Origin of the sequence: Blastococcus sp. KM273129 (assembly GCF_021698995.1) — a bacterium.
Lineage (GTDB): Bacteria > Actinomycetota > Actinomycetes > Mycobacteriales > Geodermatophilaceae > Blastococcus.
Genome location: NZ_SSXB01000018.1, coordinates 30,938 through 55,490 on the forward strand (window position 1 = coordinate 30,938; position 24,553 = coordinate 55,490).

The window sequence follows — 24,553 nt, forward strand, 5'->3', positions numbered from 1 at the left end:
GGAAGGGCGAGGACGACCAGGCCGCCGGGCTCTCCCGCGCCGCCCTGCGCTCCGTACGGACCCAGCGCGCGGTGCCGGTCCCGGCACGCACGAAGGCCCGTGGACGCCGTCCACGGGCCTTCGTCGTACCCGGCGGGTCAGGTCGACCCGTGGGACGGACGGAGGCCCAGGACCGGTGATCGGTCCTGGGCCTCCGACGTGCGGTGCTGCGCGGGTCAGACCCTCAGGTCACTCGCCGCCGGCCAGCTTGGCGCGGAGCGCGGCGAGCGCCTCGTCGCTGGCGAGCGTGCCACCCGTGCTCGGGGCGTCCGGCGTCGCCTCGGCGCTGGAGTAGCTGCCGCCGGCCGCCGCCTCGGCGTCGGCCTCCTTGGCCGCCGCGATCTGCTTGCGGTGCGCCTCGTAACGCGCCTGGGCCTCGGCGTACTGCCGCTCCCACGTCTCGCGGGCCTCGTCGTAGCCCTCGAGCCACTCGCCGGTCTCGGCGTCGAAGCCCTCGGGGTAGATGTAGTTGCCCTGCTCGTCGTAGGACGCGGCCATGCCGTAGGCGGCCGGGTCGAAGGTCTCCTCGTCGCCGACGACACCCTCGTTGGCCTGCTTGAGCGACAGCGAGATCCGGCGGCGGTCCAGGTCGATGTCGATGACCTTGACCAGGATCTCGTCGCCGACCTGCACGACCTGCTCCGGGATCTCCACGTGACGCTCGGCCAGCTCGGAGATGTGCACCAGACCCTCGATGCCCTCGTCGACGCGCACGAACGCACCGAAGGGGACCAGCTTGGTGACCTTGCCCGGCACGACCTGACCGATCTGGTGCGTGCGGGCGAACTGGCGCCACGGGTCCTCCTGCGTCGCCTTCAGCGACAGGGAGACCCGCTCGCGGTCCAGGTCGACGTCGAGGACCTCGACGGTGACCTCCTGGCCCACCTCGACGACCTCGGACGGGTGGTCGATGTGCTTCCAGGACAGCTCGGAGACGTGCACCAGGCCGTCGACGCCGCCCAGGTCCACGAACGCACCGAAGTTGACGATCGAGGAGACGACGCCGCTGCGGACCTGGCCCTTGGCGAGCTTGTTGAGGAACTCGCTGCGGACCTCGGACTGGGTCTGCTCCAGCCACTGCCGGCGGGAGAGCACGACGTTGTTGCGGTTCTTGTCGAGCTCGATGATCTTCGCCTCGAGCTCGCGGCCGACGTAGGGCTGCAGGTCGCGGACGCGGCGCATCTCGACCAGCGACGCCGGGAGGAACCCGCGGAGGCCGATGTCGAGGATGAGGCCGCCCTTGACGACCTCGATGACGGTGCCGGTGACGACCTCGTCGGCTTCCTTCTTGGCCTCGATCGTGCCCCAGGCGCGCTCGTACTGCGCACGCTTCTTGGAGAGGATCAGCCGCCCTTCCTTGTCCTCCTTCTGGAGGACGAGGGCTTCCACCTCGTCGCCGACGCTGACGACCTCGTTGGGGTCGACGTCGTGCTTGATGGACAGCTCGCGCGAGGGGATGACGCCCTCGGTCTTGTAGCCGATGTCCAGCAGCACCTCGTCCCGGTCCACCTTGACGATGACGCCCTCGACGATGTCGCCATCGTTGAAGTACTTGATCGTCTGGTCGATCGCCGCGAGGAAGTCCTCGGCGGTGCCGATGTCGTTGATGGCGACCTGGGGGGTGCTGGAAGGACGGACCTGAGTGGAGGTCATGTGGTTGGTTGCTCCGGACGGTTTATGCGTAGGGACAGGACGACCCGCGACCGTCGGGTCGCGGGGAGGAACAGCGGGGAGAACCGGCGCGGGCATTCCCGGTGGGGAAGGTCACGACAGACCTCTGGCGCCCCTCCATCGTACGGACGCCCGGACCGTCCGGTCCACCTGGGTGCGGCCGCTCGTCCCCGGCCGGCGGCGTGTCACGATCGGCGTGTCATGAGCATCCCGCCTCCCGACCCCGACCTGCCCCTCGGCAGCGACGGCTACCCCGCTCCGGCCGGGGTGGCCCGGCGCGCCGCCGGCACCGAGGAGTCGGCGCGGGCGAACCGCCGCTGGTGGGACGCCGCAGCCCCGGCCTACCTGGCCGAGCACGGCGCGGACCTCGGGGACGTCGACTTCCTGTGGTGCCCGGAGGGCCTCCGGGAGGCCGACGCGCACCTGCTCGGCGAGGTCGCCGGCCGGCGGGTGCTGGAGATCGGCTGCGGCTCGGCGCCCTGCGCGCGCTGGCTGCGGCGGGCCGGGGCCGAGGTCGTGGCCATGGACCTCTCCGGCGGGATGCTCGCCCGGGCCGCCGAGCTCAACCGCACCACCGGGATCGCCGTACCGCTGCTCCAGGCCGACGCCGGGGCGCTCCCGCTGGCCGACGCCTCCGTCGACGCCGTCTGCTCGGCGTTCGGCGGGCTGCCCTTCGTCGCCGACGTGGCCACGGCGCTGCGGGAGGTGGCGCGGGTGCTGCGTCCCGGCGGCCGGTTCGCGGCCTCGGTCAACCACCCGATGCGCTGGCCGTTCCCCGACTCCCCCGACCCGGCGGACCTGCGGATCACCTCCTCCTACTTCGACCGCACGCCGTACGTGGAGACCGACGACGCCGGGCGCGCCGTCTACGTCGAGCACCACCGCACGGTCGGCGACTGGGTGCGGGCCGTGGTCGGTGCCGGGCTGGTGCTCGAGGACCTGGTCGAGCCGGAGTGGACCCCCGGGCGCACGGAGAACTGGGGGCAGTGGTCACCCGAACGCGGCGCCCTGGTCCCCGGCACGCTGGTCCTGGTCGCCACCAGACCCTGAAGCTCAGGTCGAGGTCGACCCTCCGGCGACGGGCCGGGACCCGTGCCGCACCCACAGCTCGTGGGCGGCGGCGGAGACCGCCGCGGCGAGCGGGACGAACAGCAGCGCCCCCGGGATGCCCCACAGCACGCCGCCCACGGTGACCGCGACCAGCACCGTCGCGGCGTTCAGCGGTAGCCGGTTGCGCATGACGTACGGCTCGACGAACGAGTTGCCGAGCTGCTGCACGACCACCACCAGGCCGAGCACGAGGGCGGCCGTGACGAGCCCGTCGGAGGCGTAGGCGACCACGACGGCGACGAGCCCGGCGACGAAGGCGCCGATCGTGGGGATGTAGGACGCCAGGAACTGCAGGACCGCGAGCGTCAGCGCCAGCGGGATCCCGAGCAGCAGCAGGCCCACCCCGATGCCCACGGCGTCGAAGACGGCCACGATGGTCAGCCCGCGGACGTAGCCACCGACGGTCGTCCAGGCCGCCCGGCCCGCGGCGTCGACGTCCTCGCGCACCCGGCCGCCGAACTTCCCGAGCAGCCAGCGCCAGATCCCCGGCCCCCCGTGCAGGAAGAGGTAGGTCAGCGCCACGACGAGGAAGGCGGCGACCACCACCTCGGCCAGCGCCTGCGCCGGTCCCAGCAGGTCCCCGGCGCTGGTCCCGCCACCGGAGCCGCCCCCGTCACCCCCGACCGACCCGAAGCCCGGCAACTCGACGCCGAAACGCTGGGACAGGTCGGTGGACACCTGCTGGAACTGGTCGCGGAGGCGGGGCAGCTGGCCGGCGATGCGCGTGCCGAGCGCCAGCAGGGTGCCACCCAGGACGGCGACCAGCAGCAGCACCGCGGCGCCGGCGGCCAGCCCGCGCGGCGCCCCGCGGCCGTGCGCCCACTCCACCAGCGGCGCCAGGATGCCGGCGACGAGCAGCGCGATCAGCACGGCCACCAGCGGCAGCGTCACCTTGACCGCGAAGCCGGCGAGCAGCCAGAGCAGCACCGCGAGGACGAGCAGCCGGCCGCCCACGGCGGACGACCGGGCCAGCCAGGCGGGCACCGCGGGCGGGGTCGGAGCGGACGGGGGTGGAGAGCCCATGCTCCGGGTGTGGACCGGGAGGCCGCTCCCGACACATCGGGCGCCTCCGCCACCGGGGATCGACAAGAGCCCGTAACGCGGGCGCCCGCCGTCAGTGCGCCGCGGCGTCCCAGCTCGAGCCGACGCCGACGGAGACCTCCAGCGGCACCGAGAGCTGCGCGGCGCCGGCCATCTCCCGGCGGACCAGGGCCTCCAGGGCCTCCTTCTCCCCCGGCGCCACCTCGAGCACGAGCTCGTCGTGGACCTGCAGGAGCATCCGGGACGACAGCCCCTCGGCCGCGATCGCCTTCTCGACGTTGAGCATCGCCACCTTGATGACGTCGGCGGCGGAGCCCTGGATCGGGGCGTTGAGCGCCATGCGCTCGGCCATCTGCCGCCGCTGCCCGTTGTCGCTGGTCAGGTCGGGCAGGTAGCGGCGGCGGCCCAGGGTGGTCTCGGTGAAACCGGTCTGCCGCGCCTCGTCGACGACCCCGTCGAGGTAGTCGCGGATCCCGCCGAAGCGCTCGAAGTAGGCGTGCATCTGCGCCCGCGCCTCCTCGGTGGAGATGCGCAGCTGCTGGGACAACCCGTAGGCGGAGAGCCCGTAGGCCAGCCCGTAGCTCATCGCCTTGATCCGGCGGCGCATCTCCGGGTCGACCTCCTCGATCGGGATGTCGAAGGCCCGGGACGCGACGAAGGAGTGCAGGTCCTCCCCCGACGTGAACGCCTCGATGAGGCCCGCGTCGCCGGACAGGTGCGCCATGATCCGCATCTCGATCTGGCTGTAGTCGGCCGTCATCAACGACTCGTAGCCCTGGCCGACGACGAACGCCTGGCGGATCCGCCGCCCCTCGGCGGTGCGGATCGGGATGTTCTGCAGGTTCGGGTCGGTCGAGGAGAGCCGGCCGGTCGCCGCGATCGTCTGCTGGAAGGTGGTGTGGATGCGGCCGGCGTCGTCGACCATGGGGATCAGCCCGTCGATGACCGTGCGCAGCCGGGTGACGTCGCGGTGGCGCATCAGGTGCTCGAGGAACGGGTGGCCGGTCTGCGCGAGCAGGTTGGTCAGCGCCTCGGCGTCGGTGGTGTAGCCGGTCTTGTTCTTCTTGGTCTTCGGCAGCCCGAGTTCGTCGAACAGCACGATCTGCAGCTGCTTGGGCGAGCCCAGGTTCACCTCGCGGCCGATGACGGCGTAGCACTCGGCCGCCGCCGCGGCGACGCCCTCGGCGAACTCGCGCTGCAGCTCGTGCAGGAACTCGAGGTCGGCGGCGATGCCCCGGTGCTCCATCCGGCCGAGCACGAAGGTCAGCGGCAGCTCGATCTCGCCGAGCAGGTGCCCGCCACCGCGCTGCCCGAGCACCTGCTCGAGGGCGTCGGACAGGTCGTTGACCGCCACCGCCTTGAGCACGTCGGCCTTGGCCGCCTCGGCGGCGACGTCGGCCTCCGACGGGCCGAGGCCGTCCAGGGTGAGCTGGGCCTCCTCCTCGGCGGCGTCCTTCAGCTCGCGGCGCAGGTAGCGGACCGCCAGGTCGCCGAGGTCGAAGGAGCGCTGACCCGGCAGGGCGAGGTAGGCGGCCAGCGCGGTGTCGCTGACGACCCCGGCGAGCTCCCAGCCGCGCGCCCAGATGGCCAGCAGCGGGCCCTTGACCTCGTGCACCACCTTCGGGCGGTCGGCGTCGGCCAGCCAGGCGGCCAGCGCCTGCTCGTCCGCGACGTCGAGCGCCGGGCCGAGGTCGACGAAGGTGGTGTGGTCGTCGGCCGCGGCGAGCGCCAGGCCGGTGAGCTCGCCGGTGCCGCGGCCCCAGCTCCCGCGGAAGATCACGCCGGTGCGGCCGGTGCGGGCGTGCGCGTCCAGCCAGGCTCCCAGCCCGCCGGCGGCCACCTCGTCGACGGTGACCTCGAAGCCGCCGTCCACCTCCGGCTCCGCGCTGGACAACGTCGCGAACAGCCGGTCGCGCAGGACGCGGAACTGCAGGTTGTCGAAGAGGGTGTGCACCTCGTTGCGGTCCCACGGCTGGACCGCGAGGTCCACCGGCGCCACCTCCAGCGGCACCTGCCGGTCGAGCTCGGTGAGCCGCCGGTTCTGCAGCACCGAGGAGAGGTGCTCGCGCAGCTTCTCCCCGACCTTGCCCTTCACCGTGTCGACCTGGTCGACCAGCGCGTCCAGCGAGCCGTACTCGCGCACCCACTTCGCGGCGGTCTTCTCCCCCACGCTGGGGATGCTGGGCAGGTTGTCGCTCGGGTCCCCCCGGAGCGCAGCGAAATCGGGGTACTGCGCCGGGGACAGGCCGTACTTGGCCTCGACCTCCTCCGGCGTGAAGCGCGTCATGTCCGAGACGCCCTTGCGCGGGTAGAGGACGGTGACGTGCTCGTTGACCAGCTGCAGGGCGTCGCGGTCGCCGGTGGCGATCAGCACGTCCATGCCCTGCTCGACGGCCTGCACGGTGAGCGTGGCGATCACGTCGTCGGCCTCGTAGCCCTCGGCGGTGATCACCGGGACGCGCAGCGCGCCGAGGACCTCCTGGACCAGGCTCACCTGCCCGCGGAAGTCCGTCGGGCTCTCGGCGCGGTTGGCCTTGTACTCCGCGTAGATCTCGCTGCGGAAGGTCTTGCGGCCGACGTCGAAGGCGACGGCGAGGTGGGTGGGCTGCTCGTCCCGCAGGATGTTGATCAGCATCGACGTGAAGCCGTAGACGGCGTTCGTCGGCTGGCCCGTCGTGGTCGAGAAGTTCTCCACCGGCAGCGCGAAGAACGCGCGGTAGGCCAGCGAGTGCCCGTCCAGGAGCAGCAGCCTCGGGCGCTGGGCGGGCGGGTGAGCCGTCGTCGTGGGGACGGCGGGCGCGGGGGTGGAGACCGGAGCGGACATCGCCGCCGATCGTAGGGGCACCCACCGACACCCGGGCCGCCCCCGGGACGCCGCTACGGTGCCCCGGTGAGCACCCCTCCCCCGGCCTGGCTGCCCGAGGGCATGAGCAGCCCCCTCGACGACAAGCTCGGCGTCCGGATCACCGACTACGACCCCGACCGGCTCGTCGCCACGATGCCGGTCGCCGGCAACGAGCAGCCCTTCGGCCTGCTGCACGGCGGCGCGACCTGCACGCTCGTGGAGACCATCGGCTCGGTCGCCGCGGCGCTCGGCGCGGGGCCCGACAACCAGGTGGTCGGCGTCGAGCTCAACGTGAGCTACCTGCGCGCCGCGACCGCCGGCACGGTCACCGCCGTCTGCACGCCGGTCCGCCGGGGCCGCTCGCTGTCCACCTTCCTCATCGACGTCAGCGACGCCGAGGGGCGGCGGACCGCCACCGCGCGGCTGACCTGCATGACCCTGGCCGCGCGGAACCGCAGCGGCCGCGACGGGGGCTGACCCGGCGGACGGCGCCTCGACCGGTGCTGCGCCACTGGCCGTGACGCGGGCGGCACGGCGTGTCGCGGAAAGGTCACAGCTCGGCTCACTCTGGCGGCAGGACCCCGGAACTACGTTAGGTTCCGACCTCAACGAATCCGCCGAGGAGGTCGAGTGACGCACCCGACGGACCGTGTCCGCCGGCACGGTCGACGAAGCAGGCCCGTTCGACGAGGGTCTCCGACGCCGGCCGGTGCAGCCCGCCGCAGAGGCGTCACCGTCCTGCGCCTGCTGCTGGTCGCGCTGTTCACCGCCGGCCTGGCCACCCTGACCCCGGGCTTGGCCCAGGCCGAGCAGGCGGCGTCCGAGCAGGTCACCGGCACCCTCCGGACGAGCCTGAGCGGCCCCCTCGAGGACGTCGAGGTCGTCGTCACCGACGCCGGCGGCGACGAGGTGGGCACCGACGAGACCGACGAGAACGGCCGCTTCGCCGTCGACCTCCCGGGGCCGGGCGAGTACACGGTGACCGTCCCCGAGGACGCGCTCCCCGAGGGAGTGGAGTTCAACGCCGGCAACAGCCGCACGGTCACCGTCGACGCCGGCCGCACCCAGGGCGTCATCATCGGCCTCGACGACGGCACCCGGGGCGCCGGTGGCGGCACGATCCGCTGGGTCGAGCTCCTGGTGTCGGGCCTCCGGTTCGGCCTCCTCATCGCCATGGCGGCCATCGGGCTCTCGCTGATCTTCGGCACCACCGGCCTGGTCAACTTCGCGCACGGCGAGCTGGTGACCATCGGCGCCGTCGTCGCCTGGTTCATCAACGTGGGTGCGGGCGTGCCCCTGATCGTCTCCGCGCTGCTGGCGATGCTCGTGGGTGCCGGCATCGGCGCCCTCAACGAACTGGGTCTGTGGCGGCCGCTGCGCCGCCGCGGCACCGGGCTGGTGGCGGCGCTCGTCATCTCCATCGGGCTGTCGCTGCTGCTGCGCTACCTGTACCAGATCGTGTACGGCGGGCGCTCGAACGCCTACGCCGACTACCGCGGACAGCGCACGGTCGACTACGGCCCCTTCTCGATGACGAACAAGGACCTCACGTCCATGATCATCGCGCTGGTCGTGCTCGTGCTCGTGGCCGTGATGCTGCAGCGGACCACGATCGGCAAGGCCATGCGGGCCGTCTCCGACAACCGCGACCTCGCCGCCTCCTCCGGCATCAACGTGAACCGCGTCATCCTGGTGGTCTGGATGGTCGGCGGCGCCCTCGCCGCGCTCGGTGGCGTGCTCCTCGGGCTCTCCGACGAGGTCCAGTGGGACATGGGCTTCCGGCTGCTCCTGCTGATGTTCGCCGGCGTGACCCTCGGCGGCCTGGGGACCGCGTACGGCGCCCTCATCGGCAGCATCGTGGTCGGCGTCTTCGTGCAGATGTCCACGCTGGTCATCCCCAACGACATGAAGTACGTCGGGGGTCTGCTCCTCCTCATCGTCATCCTCATCGTGCGGCCGCAGGGCATCCTCGGCAGCCGGGCCCGGATTGGTTGAGCCATGGCTGAACTCCTCGACGCACTCGCCGTCGCACTCAAGGCGGGGATCGGCTTCCAGGCCGTCTTCTTCGCGCTGCTCGCCATCGGGCTGAACATCCAGTTCGGCTACACGGGGCTGCTGAACTTCGGGCAGATCGCGTTCGCCCTGCTCGGCGGCTACGGGATCGCGATCTCGGTGTCCCAGTGGGGCCTCCCGTTCTGGGTGGGCGTGCTCATCGGTCTCGCCGCCGCCGTGGTGCTCGCCCTGCTGCTGGGCATCCCGACGCTGCGCCTGCGCGCCGACTACCTCGCCATCGCCACCATCGCCGCCGCGGAAGGGCTCCGGCTCACCTTCCGGTCGGTCTCCGCCACGCCCGTCACCGCGGGCACCCGGGGGCTCTCCGGGTTCAGCGACCCGTTCGTGTCGCTCGCGCCGTGGGACCCGGCCGCGCGGTTCAGGATCCTCGGCACCACCTGGAGCGGCGCGGACCTGTGGGTCACCCTCGTCGGGTGGGTGCTCGTGGCCCTCGCCTGCCTGCTCGTCTGGCTGCTCGTCCGCAGCCCGTGGGGCCGGGTGGTGAAGTCGATCCGCGAGGACGAGGACGCCGTGCGCGCCCTCGGCAAGAACGTCTACGTCTACAAGATGCAGGCCCTGGTGCTCGGCGGTGTCCTGGGCGCCCTGGGTGGCATGGTCTACGCGGTCGGCACCGCGTCGGCGACGCCGGACCAGTACCAGAACGCCAACACGTTCCTGGCCTACGCGGCGCTGATCCTCGGCGGCGCCGCACGGGTGCTCGGGCCGGTCATCGGCGCGATGCTGCTGTACTTCATCATCCAGTTCGCGGACACCGGTCTGCGTACCCTGATCGGCAACGGGGTCATCCCGGAGGACCTGCTGTCCGCGACCGACGTCGCGCAGATCCGGTTCGTGCTCATCGGGCTCGGGCTCATCCTGCTGCTGATCTTCCGCCCGCAGGGCATCTTCGGTGACCGACGAGAGGTGATGCTCGATGCCCGCTGAGCCGACGCCCACCGGGGCGCACGCCGCGTCGACGGCGACGGGTGCGGGGGCCCCGCCGCAGCGGCTGGCCCAGGCCGCCCTCCGGGGCGTGCCCTGGGAGGTCGGGGTCGCCAAGCCCGACCCCGCCATCGTGGTCGACGGCGTGGTCCGGACCTTCGGCGGCCTGACGGCCGTCTCGGTCGACCACCTGGAGATCCAGCGTGGCGGCATCACCGGCCTGATCGGCCCGAACGGGGCCGGGAAGACGACGCTGTTCAACCTGCTCACCGGGTTCGACCAGCCCGACGGCGGCACCTGGTCGTTCGACGGCCGGCCGCTCGGGAAGCTCTCCCCGCACCAGGTCGCCCGGCTCGGTGTGGTCCGCACCTTCCAGCTGACGAAGGCGCTGTCCCGGCTCACGGTGCTGCAGAACATGCTGCTCGGCGCCCAGGGGCAGAAGGGCGAGAGCTTCTTCCGCGCCCTCGTGCCGGGGATCTGGCGGTCGCAGGAGAAGGCCAACACCGACAAGGCCATGGAGCTGCTGCGCCGGTTCAAGCTCGACGCCAAGAAGGACGACTTCGCGGGCACGCTGTCCGGCGGCCAGCGCAAGCTGCTCGAGATGGCACGGGCACTCATGAGCGACCCGAAGGTCGTCATGCTCGACGAGCCGATGGCCGGCGTGAACCCGGCGCTGACCCAGAGCCTGCTCGGGCACGTGAAGGACCTGCGGGAGCAGGGGATGACGGTGGTCTTCGTCGAGCACGACATGGACGTCGTCAGGGACATCAGCGACTGGGTGGTCGTCATGGCGGCGGGCAAGGTGATCGCCGAGGGCCCGCCCGAGTCGATCAGCCAGAACCGTGCCGTGGTGGACGCCTACCTCGGCGCGCACCACGACGCGCCGCTGACCGTGGAGGAAGAGGACCGCGTCCTCGCCGAGGCCGAGGCCAGCATCGCCGACGACGAGCGCACCGATGACGTCGGGCGGCCCGGTCGCGGGGAGAAGAAGAGGACGGACCGATGACCATCGACCCGAGCCAGGGCAGGGATCCGCGCGAGAGCACCGACCCCGAGTACGAGTTCGACCGCCCGGTCGGTGACGGAGACGACCCGGCGACCACCGGACGCGGCCCCACCCGGGCCGAGGCGGCCGGCGACCTCTCGCCCGCCGAGCGGGCGGCGACCCGGGAGGAGCACGTCGGGCTGGCCGGAGACGCGCTGATCCGCGCGGACCAGCTGGTCGCCGGCTACCTCCCGGGCGTCAACATCCTCAACGAGTGCGACTTCTACCTGAACGACGGCGAGCTGGTGGGGATCATCGGCCCCAACGGCGCCGGCAAGTCCACCCTGCTCAAGGCACTCTTCGGCCTCATCCCGGTCCGGTCCGGCTCGGTGACGCTGCGCGGCGAGGACATCACCTCCGCGCCCGCGCACCGGCTGGTGTCCCTGGGCGTGGGCTACGTGCCGCAGAACAACAACGTGTTCCCCTCCCTCACCATCGAGGAGAACATGGAGATGGGCGCCTACCTCCGCCCCAAGGTGATCAAGGAGCGGTTCGACTACGTCGCGGAGCTGTTCCCCATGCTCGGGGAGCGCCGCAGGATCAAGGCGGGCTCGCTGTCCGGCGGTGAGCGCCAGATGGTCGCGATGGGGCGCGCGCTGATGATGGAGCCGTCGGTGCTGCTCCTCGACGAGCCCTCGGCCGGTCTCTCCCCCGCCTACCAGGACGAGGTGTTCATCCGCTGCCGGCGGATCAACGCGACCGGCGTCTCGATCATCATGGTCGAGCAGAACGCCCGGCGGTGCCTGCAGATCTGCGACCGCGGCTACGTCCTCGACCAGGGCCGGAACGCCTACACGGCCAGCGGCGAGTCGCTGATGCACGACCCCAAGGTCATCGAGCTCTACCTCGGGACCCTCGCCAAGGCGCACTGAGCCGCGACGGCACGACGACGGCGCCGGCCCCCTGTCGGGGGGTCGGCGCCGTCGTCGTGCTGCGGCGTCCCGCGGCCGCGCCCGGCCCGGCCCCCCGTGGCGGTGCGCCGTCCGCGCGGGCCCGGTGCGGACGCACAGGGGCCCGGCACCGTGCGGTGCCGGGCCCCTGGTGGCCTCGGCGGATCAGCGATCCGCCGGCCGGGTCAGTCGCGCGCCGGGCCGATGCCCTCGGCGTTCAGACCCTCGATGATGCGGGCCGACTCCTCGAAGCCGATGACCACGATGGCGTCCGGGTTGAACTCCACCATCTGCTGGATCTCGGAGTCGAAGTTCGCCGCCTGCGGGTCGTAGGTCAGCGTCTCGATGCTGTCCTCCGACAGGCCCGCAGCGACCAGGTTCTCCACGGTGTTCTCCATGAGACCGGTGCCGTACGGGTCGTTCAGGGCCATGATCCCGACGGTGTTGTTGCCGTCGTTGATGATCAGGTCCGAGAGCGCCCGAGCCTGCAGCGTGTCCGGCGGAGCCGTCCGGAAGTAGAGCCCGTTGTCGTTGTAGGTGGTGAACTGGTCGGACGTGTTCGCCGGCGAGATCTGCACGACGCCGGCGCGGGTGATCGCGTCGATGACGGTCAGGCTCACGCCGGAGGAGGCGGCACCGACGATGACGTCCACGTTCTCGTTCAGCAGCCGGTTGACCGTCTGCGAGGCCGTGTCGGTGGAGGCATCGCCCGAGTCACCCTCGACCAGCTGGACCGGCTGACCGAGCACGCCGCCGGTCTCGTTGATCTCCTGGACGGCCAGCCGGGCGCCGGCGACCTCCGGGGGGCCGAGGAAGGCGAGGTTACCGGTGAGCGGCAGCAGCGTGCCGATCACCAGCGGGTCGTCGGACGTGGCACCCGGGGCAGCCGGGGCGGGCCCCTCGTCGGTGGCCGCGTTGGCCTCGTCGCCGGCGAGCACGAACTCGGTGGCCTCGGAGTCGATGGCGTTGTCCTCGCCGAACTCCAGGATGCCGAAGCTCGCCACCGCCGGCTCACCCGGCTCGGTGAAGGCCAGCGGCCCCGAGATGCCGTCGTAGTCGGGGTTGCCGCCCCCGTCGACGATCTCCTTGCACTCGGCGAAGGTGGTGCAGGTGTCGCCGCCGAAGGTGACGCCGTTGATGTAGGGCGCGAAGACGGCCGGGTCGGTGCTGCCGGCCAGCTGCGCGGCGATCGCGGAGATCATGATCGCGTCGTAGGTCTCGCCGGCGTAGTTGAAGTCCTGCAGGTTCGGGTCGACCTCGAGCAGCCGGTTGGTGAAGTCGTCGCCGAGGTCGGTGAGCGGCGTGGTGCCCCGCATCCCGGCGAGGGCGCCCTCGGTGGTGAACGACTCCCCCAGGGCGTTCCCCATGTTGCCGTCGGTGCCGTAGACGTTGACCTGCCGTTCGCCGCCGCCGCCGCTGTCGCCACCACCTTCGGCCGACGTGCCACCCTCGTCGCCGCCACCGCAGGCGGTCAGCGCCAGCAGGGCAGCACCGGTGACGGCGATGCTGCGGGCAGTAGTGCGAGTGCGCATCAAGCAACTCCCAGTGTCATCAGTGCGCCCGGGCGCCGGCGCGTACGCGACGACCACCGACCGGGCGCCGATCGGTGCGCAGAACCTAGCTGCCGACCAGGGCGTTGCACCCCGCTGCGGAGGGACCGTGATGAGGTCGTGACCTCGACGTTCACACCGGGGACGAAGGACGACGGTGGGTGACCGTCCTGTGACGGAGCAGCGCGGCAGGCGCGGCCCGGCGCGCTGAGCGGGGTCAGGCCGTGCCGTCGCCGGCCGTCGTCGCCGCCAGGATCGACTCCGCCAGCGCCTTCATGCTCGTCCGCTGGTTCATGGCCGTCCGCTGGATCCACCGGAAGGCCTCGGCCTCGGTCATGCCCTGGTCGGCCATCAGCCGGCCCTTCGCCCGCTCGACGACCTTGCGGGTCTCCAGCCGCTCCTGGAGGTCCTTGACCTCCCCGTCCAGCGCCGTCATCTCGGCGAACCGGCCCCGCGCGACCTCGATGGCCGGGACGAGGTCGTTCTTGGAGAACGGCTTGACCAGGTAGGCCATCGCGCCGGCGTCGCGGGCGCGCTCGACCAGCTCCCGCTGGCTGAAGGCGGTGAGCACGATGACCGGCGCGATCCGCGCCGACGCGATCCGCTCGGCGGCGGAGAGGCCGTCCAGCACCGGCATCTGGATGTCGAGGATGACCAGGTCGGGGCGGAGCTCCTCGGCGCGCTCCACCGCCTGCTGGCCGTCGCCGACCTCGGCGACGACGTGGTACCCCTCCTCCTCGAGCATCTCCTTGAGGTCGAGGCGGATCAGTGCCTCGTCCTCGGCGATCAGAACCCGGATCGGCTCGCTGCTCACAGGACGGCAGCCTATCGACGTCGGCCGCCGGGCACCGCCCCGCTACTCTTCTCGGGCGCCGGTCCCACCCGGCACGCCCCCGTACCCCAATCGGCAGAGGGAGCGGATTCAAAACCCGCGCAGTGTGCGTTCGAGTCGCACCGGGGGCACCCGCCGTTGCCGCTGCTCCTCGAGGACCCCTCCGGGGCCCGCCCGTCGCGGGCAATACCCTCGGCTGGTGACCGAGCCCGCGCCGCACATGACGCCCGAGCAGTTCCGGCAGCACGGCCACGAGGTGGTCGACTGGATCGCCGACTACTGGACGCGCATCGGCACGTTCCCGGTGCGCTCGCAGGTCTCCCCCGGTGACGTCCGGGCGGCGCTTCCGGAGCAGGCACCCGAGCAGGGCGAGCCCTTCGCCGCGGTGCTGGCCGACCTCGACCGGGTCGTCCTGCCCGGCATCACCCACTGGCAGCACCCCGGCTTCTTCGGCTACTTCCCCGCCAACACCTCCGGCCCCTCGGTCCTGGGCGACCTCGTCTCCGCGGGCCTCGGCGTGCAGGGCATGTCCTGGGTGACCAGCCCCGCCGCCACCGAGCTCGAGCAGCACCTCATGGACTGGTTCGCCGGGCTCCTCGGGCTCCCCGCGTCGTTCCGCTCGACCGGCACCGGCGGTGGCGTCGTCCAGGACTCCAGCTCCGGGGCCAACCTGGTCGCGCTGCTCGCCGCGCTGCACCGGGCCGGCGGCGGCGCCACCGTGCGCCAGGGCGTGCAGCCCGAGCGCGCCACCGTGTACGTCTCCAGCGAGACGCACTCGTCCATGGAGAAGGCCGTCCGCATCGCCGGGCTGGGTACCGACGCCGTCCGCATCGTCGAGGTCGACGGCGACCTCGCCATGAACCCCGGCGCGCTCGCCGCCCGGCTGGAGCGGGACGTCGCGCGCGGCTACCGGCCGGTGCTGGTCTGCGCCACGGTCGGCACCACCTCGACCACGGCGGTGGACCCGCTCGCCGCCATCGGCCCGATCTGCCGGGACCACGGCGTCTGGCTGCACGTCGACGCCGCCTACGCCGGGGTGAGCGCGGTCGCCCCGGAGCTGCGCACGCTGCAGGACGGCGTCGAGTGGGCCGACAGCTACACCACCGACGCGCACAAGTGGCTGCTCACCGGCTTCGACGCCACGCTCTTCTGGGTCGGCGACCGCGCGGCGCTCACCGGTGCGCTGGCGATCCTGCCGGACTACCTGCGCAACGCCGCCACCGACGCCGGCGCCGTCGTCGACTACCGCGACTGGCAGATCGAGCTCGGCCGGCGGTTCCGCGCCCTCAAGCTGTGGTTCGTGCTCCGGTGGTACGGCGCGGAGGGGCTGCGTGCCCACGTCCGCGGCCACGTCGCCCTGGCCCAGGAGCTCGCCGGCTGGGCCGCGGCCGACGAGCGGTTCGACGTCGTCGCGCCGCACCCGCTCTCGCTGGTCTGCCTGCGGCCGCGCTGGCCGGACGGGGTGGACGCCGACGTCGCGACGATGACCCTGCTCGACCGGCTGAACGACGGCGGCGAGGTCTTCCTGACCCACACGACCGTCCGCGGTCAGGCCGTCCTGCGCGTGGCGATCGGCGCGCCGGCGACCACGCGCGCCCACGTCGAGCGGGTCTGGGCGCTCCTCGTCGAGGGGCACGACTGGCTGGCCGCCGACTTCGCCGCCCAGGCCGCCGAGCAGGCGGCGGCCCGTGCCGCCGAGCGGGAGCGGGCCGAGCGCGAGCGCGCCGAACGGGAGCAGGCGGCCGAGCCGGAGCCCGTCGCCCCCGACGAGACCTCGGCCGGCGAGCCCCAGGAGGCCGACAGCCCCGCCTGACCGGTGCGGCGGGGTCTCAGCGCTCCAGGGAGCGAATGAGGCCCTGCTGCACCACCGTGGCGACGTGCCGGCCGTCGGCCGACCAGATGTCGCCGGAGCAGAGCGCCCGGCCGCCCGTCGCCGCCGGGCTGTCGGTCTCGTAGAGGAACCACTCGTCGGCCTGCACCGGCTGGTGGAACCACACGGCGTGGTCGAGGCTCGCGCCCACGTACCGGCCGCCCCAGCCGCCGCCGAGCCGGGCCAGCCCCGCCGACAGCAGTGTCAGGTCGCTGACGAACGTCAGGGCCGCGGCGTGGACGGCGGGCTGCTCGGGCAGGCGGCCCGCCACGCGCATCCACGCGTAGGTCTTCGTGTGCGGCGGGACCTTCGGCGCGCGGGCGAAGGGGTCCTCCATGAGGCGCTGCTCCACCGACCGGCTGATGGCCAGCGCCGCCGAGGCGTGCTCGCCGTAGGGCGCCACCAGCTCGGCCAGCGTGGGCAGCGTCTCCGCCGGTGGCACCTCGGGCATCGGCCGGGTGTGCTCGGCGACCACCGGCTGCGGCGCCGACGCGTCCGCGGTCAGCGAGAAGATCGCGACATCGGCACCGTTGCGCCGCTGCCAGGCGACCACCCGGCGCGTGGTGAAGCTGCGCCCGTCGCGTATCCGGTCCACGGCGTAGCGGATCTCCTCGTGCGGGTCACCGGGCCGCAGGAAGTAGGAGTGCAGCGAGTGCACCGAGCGGTCCTCCGGCAGCGTGCGGGTGGCCGCCATCAGCGCCTGACCGGCCACCTGACCGCCGAAGATGCGCTGCAACGGGCTGCGCGGCGTCCGGCCCACGTAGACGCCGGTGTCGGCCTGCTCGAGGTCCAGCACCGTCATGAGGGCGGCCGCCTGGCTGCCGGCGGTCAGCTCGCCCGCGACCTCGCTCACGAGTCGGTACCCACCTCGTGCACCCGGATCAGGTTGGTGGAGCCGACGGTGTTCGGCGGGCTGCCGGCGACGACGACCACGCGGTCGCCCACCTCCAGGCGGCCGATCGACAGCAGGGAGAAGTCCACCTGCGCCACCATGTCGTCGGTGTGCTCGACCGCGGGCACCAGGAAGGTCTCCACGCCCCAGGAGAGCGCGAGCAGGCTGCGGACGCGGGCGTCCACCGTGAAGGCGAGCAGCGGCTGCCGGGGGTGCAGGGCGGCCAGCCGGCGGGCCGTCTCCCCCGTCTGCGTGAAGGTCGCCAGCGCCTTCACGTCGAGCGACTCGCCGATGTCCCGGGCAGCACGCACGATCGCCCCCGACCGCGAGCGCGAGCGGCGCGCGAGCTCGGGCACCCACAGGTGGTCGCTCTCGACGGCCTCGATGATCCGGTCCATCGTCCGGACCGCACCGATGGGGTACTGCCCCACCGAGGTCTCCCCCGACAGCATGACCGCGTCGGCGCCGTCGAGGACTGCGTTGGCGACGTCGGAGGCCTCCGCACGGGTCGGCCGCGAGTTGGTGATCATCGACTCGAGCATCTGGGTGGCCACGATGACGGGCTTGTTCCGCTCGCGGGCGGCCTGGATGGCGCGCTTCTGCACCAGCGGCACCTGCTCCAGGGCCAGCTCCACGCCGAGGTCGCCGCGGGCGACCATGATGCCGTCGAACGCCTCGACGATGGCGTCGAGGTTGCGGACGGCCTCGGGCTTCTCCAGCTTGGCGATGACGGGGACGTGGATGTCCTCCTGGCGCATGATGTCGCGGACCAGGGCGACGTCGGTCGGCGAGCGCACGAAGGAGAGCGCGATGAAGTCCACGCCCAGGTGCAGCGCGAAGCGCAGGTCCCGCTCGTCCTTGTCCGACAGAGCGGGCACGCTCACCGAGACCCCGGGCAGCGAGAGCCCCTTGTTGTTCGACACCTTGCCGCCCTCGACGACCAGGCAGAAGACGTCGGGGCCCTCCACGCGGACGACGCTGAGCGAGAGGTTGCCGTCGTCGACCAGGAGCCGGTCGCCGACGCGCACGTCGTTGGCGAGGTCCTTGTAGGTGGTCGAGACCCGCTCGGCGGTGCCCTCGACGTCCTCGACGGTGACGCAGACCTGGCTGCCGGTGGCCCAGGTGACCGGCCCGTCGGCGAAGGTGCCGAGGCGGATCTTGGGGCCCTGCAGGTCGGCCAGGATGGCGACGGCGCGCCCGGTGCTGTCGGAGGCCTTGCGCACCAGGTGGTACGCGGCGGCGTGGTCCTCGTGCGCACCGTGGCTGAAGTTCAGCCGGGCGACGTCCATGCCCGACTCGACGAGGGCGGTGACCTGCTCGGCGGAACTGGTGGCCGGACCGAGGGTGCAGACGATCTTCGCGCGGCGGGACATGGGGATAACGCTAGTGCCACGACGAACTACGTGACGGGGCGGGACCGGCGTGTCGGCAGGTCCCGCCCCGTCAGGTGGGGGGTCGGTCGCGGTGCGGTCCGGAGGACCGCGGTGTCACAGCGACGTCAGCGCAGCGCGACCGCCGTGGGGGTCACCGGCCGGGGCAGCATGGACTCCCCCGTCAGCCAGGTGTCGACGCCGGCGGCCGCGGCCCGGCCCTCGGCGATGGCCCACACGATCAGCGACTGGCCACGGCCCACGTCACCGGCGACGAAGACCCCGGGGACGGTGGACATGAACTCCGCGTCGCGGACCACGTTGCCGCGCCCGTCGACCTCCACGCCGAGGCCGTCGACCAGGCCCTCGCGCTGGGCCCCCGTGAAGCCCATGGCGAGGAAGACCAGGTCGGCGGGGAGCTCGCGCTCGGTGCCCTCGACCTTCTGGAAGCGGCCGTCGACCCGCTCCACCTCGTGCAGCAGCAGGGCCCGCACGTTGCCGGCGTCGTCACCGACGAACTTCTCGGTGTTGACCGAGTAGAGCCGCTCGCCGCCCTCCTCGTGGGCGCTCGAGACCCGCATGACCATCGGGTAGGTGGGCCACGGGTTGCTGGCCTCGTCCCGGCGGTCCGGCGGCGCCGGCATGATCTCCAGCTGGGTCACCGAGGCCGCGCCCTGCCGGTGCGCGGTGCCCAGGCAGTCGGCGCCGGTGTCACCGCCGCCGATGATCACCACGTGCTTGCCGTGGGCGTCGATCGGCGGGTCGTCCAGCTCACCGAGCGCCTGCCGGTTGCCCATGGGCAGGTACTCCATGGCCAGGTGGATGCCGGCCAGCTCCCGGCCGGGGGCCGGCAGGTCGCGGCCCACGGTCGCGCCCATGGCCAGCACGACGGCGTCGTGCTCGGCGCGCAGCTGCTCGACGCTCGGGTCGCCGTCCCGCCCGCTGCCGACCTCGACACCGGTGACGAAGCGCGTGCCCTCGGCGCGCATCTGGTCCAGCCGGCGGTCCAGGACGGACTTCTCCATCTTGAACTCGGGGATCCCGTAGCGGAGCAGCCCGCCGACGCGGTCGGCCCGCTCGAAGACGGTGACCTCGTGCCCGGCGCGGGTGAGCTGCTGGGCGGCCGCCAGCCCGGCGGGGCCGGACCCGACGACGGCGACCTTCTTGCCCGTGCGCTCGGCCGCGGACTGCGGCTGCACCCAGCCCTCGTCCCAGGCGCGGTCGATGATCTCCCACTCGATCTGCTTGATCGTGACCGGCGACTCCTGGAGGTTCAGCACGCAGGAGCCCTCGCACGGCGCGGGGCACAGCTTCCCGGTGAACTCCGGGAAGTTGTTCGTGGCGTGCAGCCGCTCGATCGCGTCCTGCCAGTCGTCCCGCCGGGCGAGGTCGTTCCACTCCGGGATCAGGTTCGCCACCGGGCAGGCGTGGTGGCAGAACGGGATGCCGCAGTCCATGCAGCGAGCGGCCTGGGTGCGCACCGCGGCCGTCGGGAAGAGCGGGTCCTCCCCGTTCTCCCGACGGCTGTAGACGTCCTTCCAGTCCAGGAGGCGGACCTCCACGGGCCGGCGCGGCGGCAGCGCGCGCTCGTACTTCAGGAAACCGGTCTGGTCAGCCACGTGCTGCCTCCCTCTGCTGCTCGTTCCACCTGCGGACGACGACGTCAGCCACGTGCCGCCTCCATCACCGCACGGTCGACGTCGGTCCCGGCGGCCTCGGCGGCCCGCCGGGCCTCCAGGGCGCGCCGGTAGTCGCGCGGCATGATCACGCTGAACCGCTCCGACCAACGGCCCCAGTCGGCCAGCAGCGCGCCGGCCACCGTCGACTCGGTGTCCGCGGCGTAGCGGACGAGCACGTCGCGCAGCCACTGCGCGGACTCGACGTCCAGCGGCTCGACGTCGACCATCTCGGGGTTCACCCGGTGCCGGGCGAGGTCGAGCACGTAGCCGATGCCCCCGGACATGCCGGCCGCGATGTTGCGGCCGGTGGCACCGAGGATCACCGCGCGCCCGCCGGTCATGTACTCGAGCGCGTGGTCGCCGACGCCCTCGACGACGGCCAGCGCGCCGGAGTTGCGCACGCAGAACCGCTCGCCGACCCGGCCGCGCAGGAAGATCTCCCCGCCGGTCGCGCCGTAGCCGATGACGTTGCCCGCGATGACGTTGTCCTCGGCGAGGAAGGGCGCCTCCCGGGACGGCCGGACGACGATCCGCCCGCCGGAGAGGCCCTTGCCGACGTAGTCGTTGGCGTCGCCGAAGAGCCGCATGGTGATGCCGCGCGGCACGAAGGCGCCGAAGGACTGGCCGGCCGACCCGCCGAAGGTCAGATCGATGGTGCCGTCGGGCAGCCCCTCCCCGCCGAAGCGGCGGGTGACCATCGACCCGAGCATCGTGCCGACGGTGCGGTTGACGTTGCGCACCGGCAGCTCGAGGCTGACCGGCCGCGCGTCGAGCAGCGCGCCCTCGCACAGCTGGATCAGGGTCTGGTCCAGCGCGACGTCGAGCCCGTGGTCCTGGGTGCGGACCGCGCGCCGCGGGGCGCCCTCGGGCAGCTCGGGCACGACGAGGACCGGCGCCAGGTCCAGGCCCGCCGCCTTCCAGTGGTCCACGGCCTGGCGGGTGTCGAGCAGCTCGGCGTGGCCGACGGCCTCGTCGATGGAGCGGAAGCCCAGCTCGGCCAGGTAGGAGCGCACCTGCTCGGCGAGGAACTCGAAGAAGGTGACGACGAACTCCGGGCGCCCGGTGAACCGCTTGCGCAGCTCCGGGTTCTGCGTGGCCACGCCGACCGGGCAGGTGTCCAGGTGGCACACCCGCATCATCACGCAGCCGGAGACCACCAGGGGCGCGGTCGCGAAACCGAACTCCTCGGCCCCGAGCAGCGCCGCGACGATCACGTCCCGGCCGGTCTTCATCTGCCCGTCGACCTGCACCACGATGCGGTCGCGCAGCCCGTTGGCCAGCAGCGTCTGCTGGGTCTCGGCCAGCCCGAGCTCCCACGGGGAGCCGGCGTGCTTGAGCGAGGTCAGCGGCGCGGCGCCGGTCCCGCCGTCCATCCCCGAGATGAGGACGACGTCGGCGTGCGCCTTGCTCACGCCCGCCGCGACCGTCCCGACGCCCACCTCGGCGACGAGCTTGACGTGCACCCGCGCCTGGTCGTTGGCGTTCTTCAGGTCGTGGATGAGCTGCTTGAGGTCCTCGATCGAGTAGATGTCGTGGTGCGGCGGCGGGCTGATCAGCCCGACGCCCGGCGTCGAGTGCCGGGTGCGCGCCACCCACGGGTAGACCTTGCCGCCGGGCAGCTGGCCGCCCTCGCCGGGCTTGGCCCCCTGCGCCATCTTGATCTGGATGTCGTCGGCGTTGACCAGGTACTCGCTGGTGACGCCGAACCGGCCCGAGGCGACCTGCTTGATCGCCGAGCGGCGCAGGTCGCCGTTCGGGTCGGGCGTGAACCGGTCGGGGTCCTCACCGCCCTCGCCGGTGTTCGAGCGGCCGCCGAGGCGGTTCATCGCGATGGCCAGGGTCTCGTGCGCCTCCTGCGAGATCGAGCCGTAGCTCATCGCGCCGGTGTTGAAGCGCTTCACGATCTCGCTCGCGGGCTCGACCTCGTCGAGCGGGACGGGCGGGCGGACCCCGGTCCGCAGCGTGAACAGGCCGCGCAGGGTGGCGGCCTCCTCGGACAGCTTGTCGACCGACTGCGTGTACTTCTCGAAGACCTCGTACTGCCGCGACCGGGTGGCGTGCTGCAGCAGGAACACCGTCTCGGGGTTGAACAGGTGCACCTCGCCCTCGCGGCGCCACTGGTACTCCCCGCCGGTCTCCAGCCGGCGGTGCGCCCGCTCGGTGGGGTTCACCGGGTAGGCCCGGCGGTGGCGCATGGCCACCTCCTCGGCCAGGACGTCGATGCCGACGCCGCCCAGGGGTGCGGAGGTGCCGGTGAAGTACTCGTCGACGACCTCGCGGGACAGCCCGACGGCCTCGAAGATCTGCGCCATCGTGTACGAGCCGACGGTCGAGATGCCCATCTTGCTCATCACCTTGAGGACGCCCTTGCCCAGCGCCTTCACCACGTTGCGCACCGCCTGGGCGGGCTCGACGCCGGTGAGGTGGCCGTCGCGGATGAGGTCCTCGATCGACTCGAACGCCAGGTAGGGGTTGACCGCGGCCGCCCCGTAGCCCAGCAGCAGCGCGACGTGGTGCACCTCGCGGCAGTCGCCGGACTCGACGACGAGGCCGACCTCCATGCGGGTCTTCTCCCGCACCAGGTGGTGGTGCACCGCGGCGGTCATCAGCAGCGACGGGATCGGGGCGCGCTGCTCGTCGCAGTCCCGGTCGGAGAGCACGATGATCCGGGCGCCGGCCGAGATCGCCTTGGAGACCTTGGTGCGCAGCTGCTCCACGGCCTCGGCCAGGGCGGTGCCGCCGCCGTTGACGTCGAAGTGACCGGTGATCCGGACGGCGGCGTAGCCGGGCAGGTCGCCGTCGTCGTCGATGTGCAGGATCTTGGCCAGCTCGTCGTTGTCGATGACCGGGAACGGCAGGTGCACCTGCCGGCAGGACGCCGGGGTGGCGGTGAGCAGGTTCTGCTCGGGCCCGAAGGTGCGGCCCAGGCTGGTCACCAGCTCCTCGCGGATGGCGTCCAGCGGCGGGTTGGTCACCTGGGCGAACAGCTGCCCGAAGTAGTCGTAGAGCAGCCGGGAGCGGTCCGACAGCGCCGCGATCGGGGTGTCGGTGCCCATCGAGCCGATCGGCTCGGCGCCGCTGGCCGCCATGGGGGTGACCAGCATGCGCAGGTCCTCCTCGGTGTAGCCGAAGAGCATCTGCCGGCGGACGACGGACTCGTGGCTGGGGCGCGAGCGGCGGCGCTCGGGCAGCTGCGGCAGGTGGACCAGACCGGCGTGCAGCCAGTCCTCGTACGGGTGCTCGGCGGCCAGCGCGCCCTTGACCTCCTCGTCGGAGACGATCCGCCCCGACGCGGTGTCGACGAGGAACATGCGGCCCGGCTGCAGCCGGCCCTTGGCGACGACGTCGGCGGCCGGGATGTCGAGCACGCCGACCTCGCTGGCCATGACCACCAGGTCGTCGCGGGTGTGCCACCAGCGGCCCGGGCGCAGGCCGTTGCGGTCGAGCACCGCCCCGATCAGCGTGCCGTCGGTGAAGCAGACGGCGGCCGGCCCGTCCCAGGGCTCCATGATCGAGGAGTGGAACCGGTAGAAGGCCCGCCGGGCCGGGTCCATCTCGTCGTGGTTCTCCCACGCCTCGGGGATCATCATCAGCACCGCGTGCGGCAGCGAACGGCCCGACAGGTGCAGCAGCTCGAGCACCTCGTCGAAGGTGGCCGAGTCGCTGAAGTCGCTGGCGGTGACCGGGAAGATGCGGTCCAGCCCTAGCTCGGCGGCGGTGCCGGCCGGGCCGTCGAACAGCTCGGTGGCGAGCTTGGCCTCGCGGGCGCGCATCCGGTTGCGGTTGCCCTTGATGGTGTTGATCTCGCCGTTGTGCGCGATGAACCGGAACGGGTGCGCCAGCGGCCAGCTCGGGAAGGTGTTGGTGGAGAACCGGCTGTGCACCAGCGCGATCGCCGACTCGTAGCGCTCGTCGCGCAGGTCGGGGAAGAACAGCGGCAGCTGATCGGTGGTCAGCATCCCCTTGTAGGTGATCGTCCGCGACGACAGCGAGGCGATGTACAGGGAGCTGCCCGCGTCGACCGCGGCGCGCTCGGCCCGCTTCCGCAGCACGAACGACCGGCGCTCCAGGCGGGTGACGCCGTTGCAGACGACGTTGCCGCCGAAGGCGCGCTCGTCGGCGCGGGCGCCCATCGTCTCGGCGACGAAAACCTGGGCGAAGTGCGGCATGACCGCCCGGGCCGTGGGGCCGAGGTCGGCGCCGTCGGGGTCGACCGGGACGTCGCGCCAGCCGAGGACGGTGAGCCCCTCCTCCTCGGCGAGACGGGCGACCTCCTCGTAGCGGGCGGCCCGCTCGGCCTCGTCGGTGGGCAGGAACGCGATGCCGACCGAGTACTCGCCCAGCGGCGGCAGGTCGAAGCCGACCTCGGCGCGCAGCAGCGCGTCCGGGACCTGGGTGAGGATCCCGGCGCCGTCACCGGAGTTCGGCTCGGAGCCGGCGGCCCCGCGGTGGTCGAGGTTGTGCAGCGCGGTCAGGCCGGCCTGCACGATGCGCCGGCTCTTGCGACCGCGGGCGTCGGCCACGAAGGCGACACCGCAGGCGTCCTTGTCGTTGGCCGGGTCGTAGAGGCCGGACGGTGCGGGCACGGCCGAGAACGGCACGGCCGGCGGCACGGCGCTGGTGCTGGTCGCCGCGGTGGCGGGGGCGGGAAGGTCGGTCATGTCACTCCCGTCGTCGGCGCACCGTCGTCCCTCGCGGGCGAGGGGTGGGACGGGGGCGGGGGCC

General features: G+C 72.6%; 16 protein-coding genes and 1 tRNA gene. 8 read left to right on the forward strand and 9 right to left on the reverse strand.

All coding sequences use genetic code 11. The annotated features are described in order from the left end of the window. Positions 1–228: 228 nt before the first annotated feature. The gene (gene rpsA / locus E9565_RS07950; RefSeq protein WP_236826195.1) at positions 229–1,692 is read right to left on the reverse strand and encodes a 30S ribosomal protein S1; all 1,464 of its coding nucleotides are present in this window, start codon (positions 1,690–1,692) and stop codon (positions 229–231) included. A 219-nt stretch (positions 1,693–1,911) separates the two neighbouring features. On the opposite strand from rpsA, the gene E9565_RS07955 reads away from it, so the two are divergent. Continuing rightward, a complete protein-coding gene (locus E9565_RS07955) occupies positions 1,912–2,760 on the forward strand; it encodes a class I SAM-dependent methyltransferase (RefSeq protein ID WP_236834496.1) in 849 nt (282 codons plus the stop codon). A 3-nt stretch (positions 2,761–2,763) separates the two neighbouring features. Here the strand turns inward: E9565_RS07955 and E9565_RS07960 are convergent, their stop codons facing one another. Continuing rightward, the gene (locus E9565_RS07960; RefSeq protein ID WP_236834498.1) at positions 2,764–3,804 is read right to left on the reverse strand and encodes an AI-2E family transporter; all 1,041 of its coding nucleotides are present in this window, start codon (positions 3,802–3,804) and stop codon (positions 2,764–2,766) included. A gap of 130 nt (positions 3,805–3,934) precedes the next feature. After that, complete coding sequence (gene polA / locus E9565_RS07965; protein ID WP_236834500.1) at positions 3,935–6,685, reverse strand: DNA polymerase I; 2,751 nt, start codon at positions 6,683–6,685, stop codon at positions 3,935–3,937. 66 nt (positions 6,686–6,751) lie between these two features. Between polA and E9565_RS07970 the strand changes: the two genes are divergently transcribed. The 5 genes from E9565_RS07970 (at position 6,752) to E9565_RS07990 (ending at position 11,617) form a co-directional block, all read left to right on the forward strand. Further along, a complete protein-coding gene (locus tag E9565_RS07970; RefSeq protein WP_236834502.1) occupies positions 6,752–7,183 on the forward strand; it encodes a PaaI family thioesterase in 432 nt (143 codons plus the stop codon). 153 nt (positions 7,184–7,336) lie between these two features. Next, positions 7,337–8,701: a branched-chain amino acid ABC transporter permease gene (locus E9565_RS07975; RefSeq protein WP_236826190.1), complete on the forward strand. Its 1,365-nt coding sequence runs from the start codon at positions 7,337–7,339 to the stop codon at positions 8,699–8,701. A gap of 3 nt (positions 8,702–8,704) precedes the next feature. Beyond that, positions 8,705–9,703 carry a branched-chain amino acid ABC transporter permease gene (locus E9565_RS07980; protein WP_236826189.1) on the forward strand — a complete coding sequence of 333 codons (999 nt, stop codon included), beginning with the start codon at positions 8,705–8,707 and terminating at the stop codon, positions 9,701–9,703. Further along, entirely contained in the window at positions 9,693–10,706 is a 1,014-nt protein-coding gene (locus tag E9565_RS07985) for an ABC transporter ATP-binding protein (protein ID WP_236834503.1), read from the forward strand. Before E9565_RS07980 ends, E9565_RS07985 begins: the two co-directional genes overlap by 11 nt. Next, the gene (locus E9565_RS07990; protein ID WP_236834505.1) at positions 10,703–11,617 is read left to right on the forward strand and encodes an ABC transporter ATP-binding protein; all 915 of its coding nucleotides are present in this window, start codon (positions 10,703–10,705) and stop codon (positions 11,615–11,617) included. The genes E9565_RS07985 and E9565_RS07990 overlap by 4 nt, the downstream gene beginning before the upstream one ends. 203 nt (positions 11,618–11,820) lie before the next feature. On the opposite strand, the gene E9565_RS07995 is transcribed toward E9565_RS07990, so the two are convergent. After that, the gene (locus E9565_RS07995; protein ID WP_236834507.1) at positions 11,821–13,167 is read right to left on the reverse strand and encodes an ABC transporter substrate-binding protein; all 1,347 of its coding nucleotides are present in this window, start codon (positions 13,165–13,167) and stop codon (positions 11,821–11,823) included. A 235-nt stretch (positions 13,168–13,402) separates the two neighbouring features. Next, on the reverse strand, positions 13,403–13,999 hold the full coding sequence (locus tag E9565_RS08000) for an ANTAR domain-containing response regulator (protein WP_236826185.1): 597 nt from the start codon (positions 13,997–13,999) through the stop codon (positions 13,403–13,405). A 75-nt stretch (positions 14,000–14,074) separates the two neighbouring features. On the opposite strand from E9565_RS08000, the gene E9565_RS08005 reads away from it, so the two are divergent. Together E9565_RS08005 and E9565_RS08010 are read left to right on the forward strand one after the other, a co-directional pair. After that, a tRNA-Leu gene (locus E9565_RS08005) sits at positions 14,075–14,148 on the forward strand. A gap of 68 nt (positions 14,149–14,216) precedes the next feature. Further along, entirely contained in the window at positions 14,217–15,830 is a 1,614-nt protein-coding gene (locus tag E9565_RS08010) for a pyridoxal-dependent decarboxylase (RefSeq protein WP_236834508.1), read from the forward strand. Positions 15,831–15,846: 16 nt separating this feature from the next. Here the strand turns inward: E9565_RS08010 and E9565_RS08015 are convergent, their stop codons facing one another. The 4 genes from E9565_RS08015 to gltB all read right to left on the reverse strand — a co-directional run bounded on the left by E9565_RS08015 (position 15,847) and on the right by gltB (position 24,489). Then, entirely contained in the window at positions 15,847–16,740 is an 894-nt protein-coding gene (locus E9565_RS08015) for an acyl-CoA thioesterase II (protein ID WP_236834510.1), read from the reverse strand. Further along, positions 16,737–18,152 (reverse strand): pyruvate kinase, encoded by a 1,416-nt coding sequence (pyk, locus tag E9565_RS08020; protein WP_236826182.1) that lies wholly within the window; start codon positions 18,150–18,152, stop codon positions 16,737–16,739. The genes E9565_RS08015 and pyk overlap by 4 nt, the downstream gene beginning before the upstream one ends. 125 nt (positions 18,153–18,277) lie before the next feature. Beyond that, complete coding sequence (locus E9565_RS08025) at positions 18,278–19,768, reverse strand: glutamate synthase subunit beta (protein WP_236834512.1); 1,491 nt, start codon at positions 19,766–19,768, stop codon at positions 18,278–18,280. A 44-nt stretch (positions 19,769–19,812) separates the two neighbouring features. Then, the gene (gltB, locus tag E9565_RS08030) at positions 19,813–24,489 is read right to left on the reverse strand and encodes a glutamate synthase large subunit (protein WP_236826180.1); all 4,677 of its coding nucleotides are present in this window, start codon (positions 24,487–24,489) and stop codon (positions 19,813–19,815) included. Positions 24,490–24,553 lie beyond the last annotated feature (64 nt).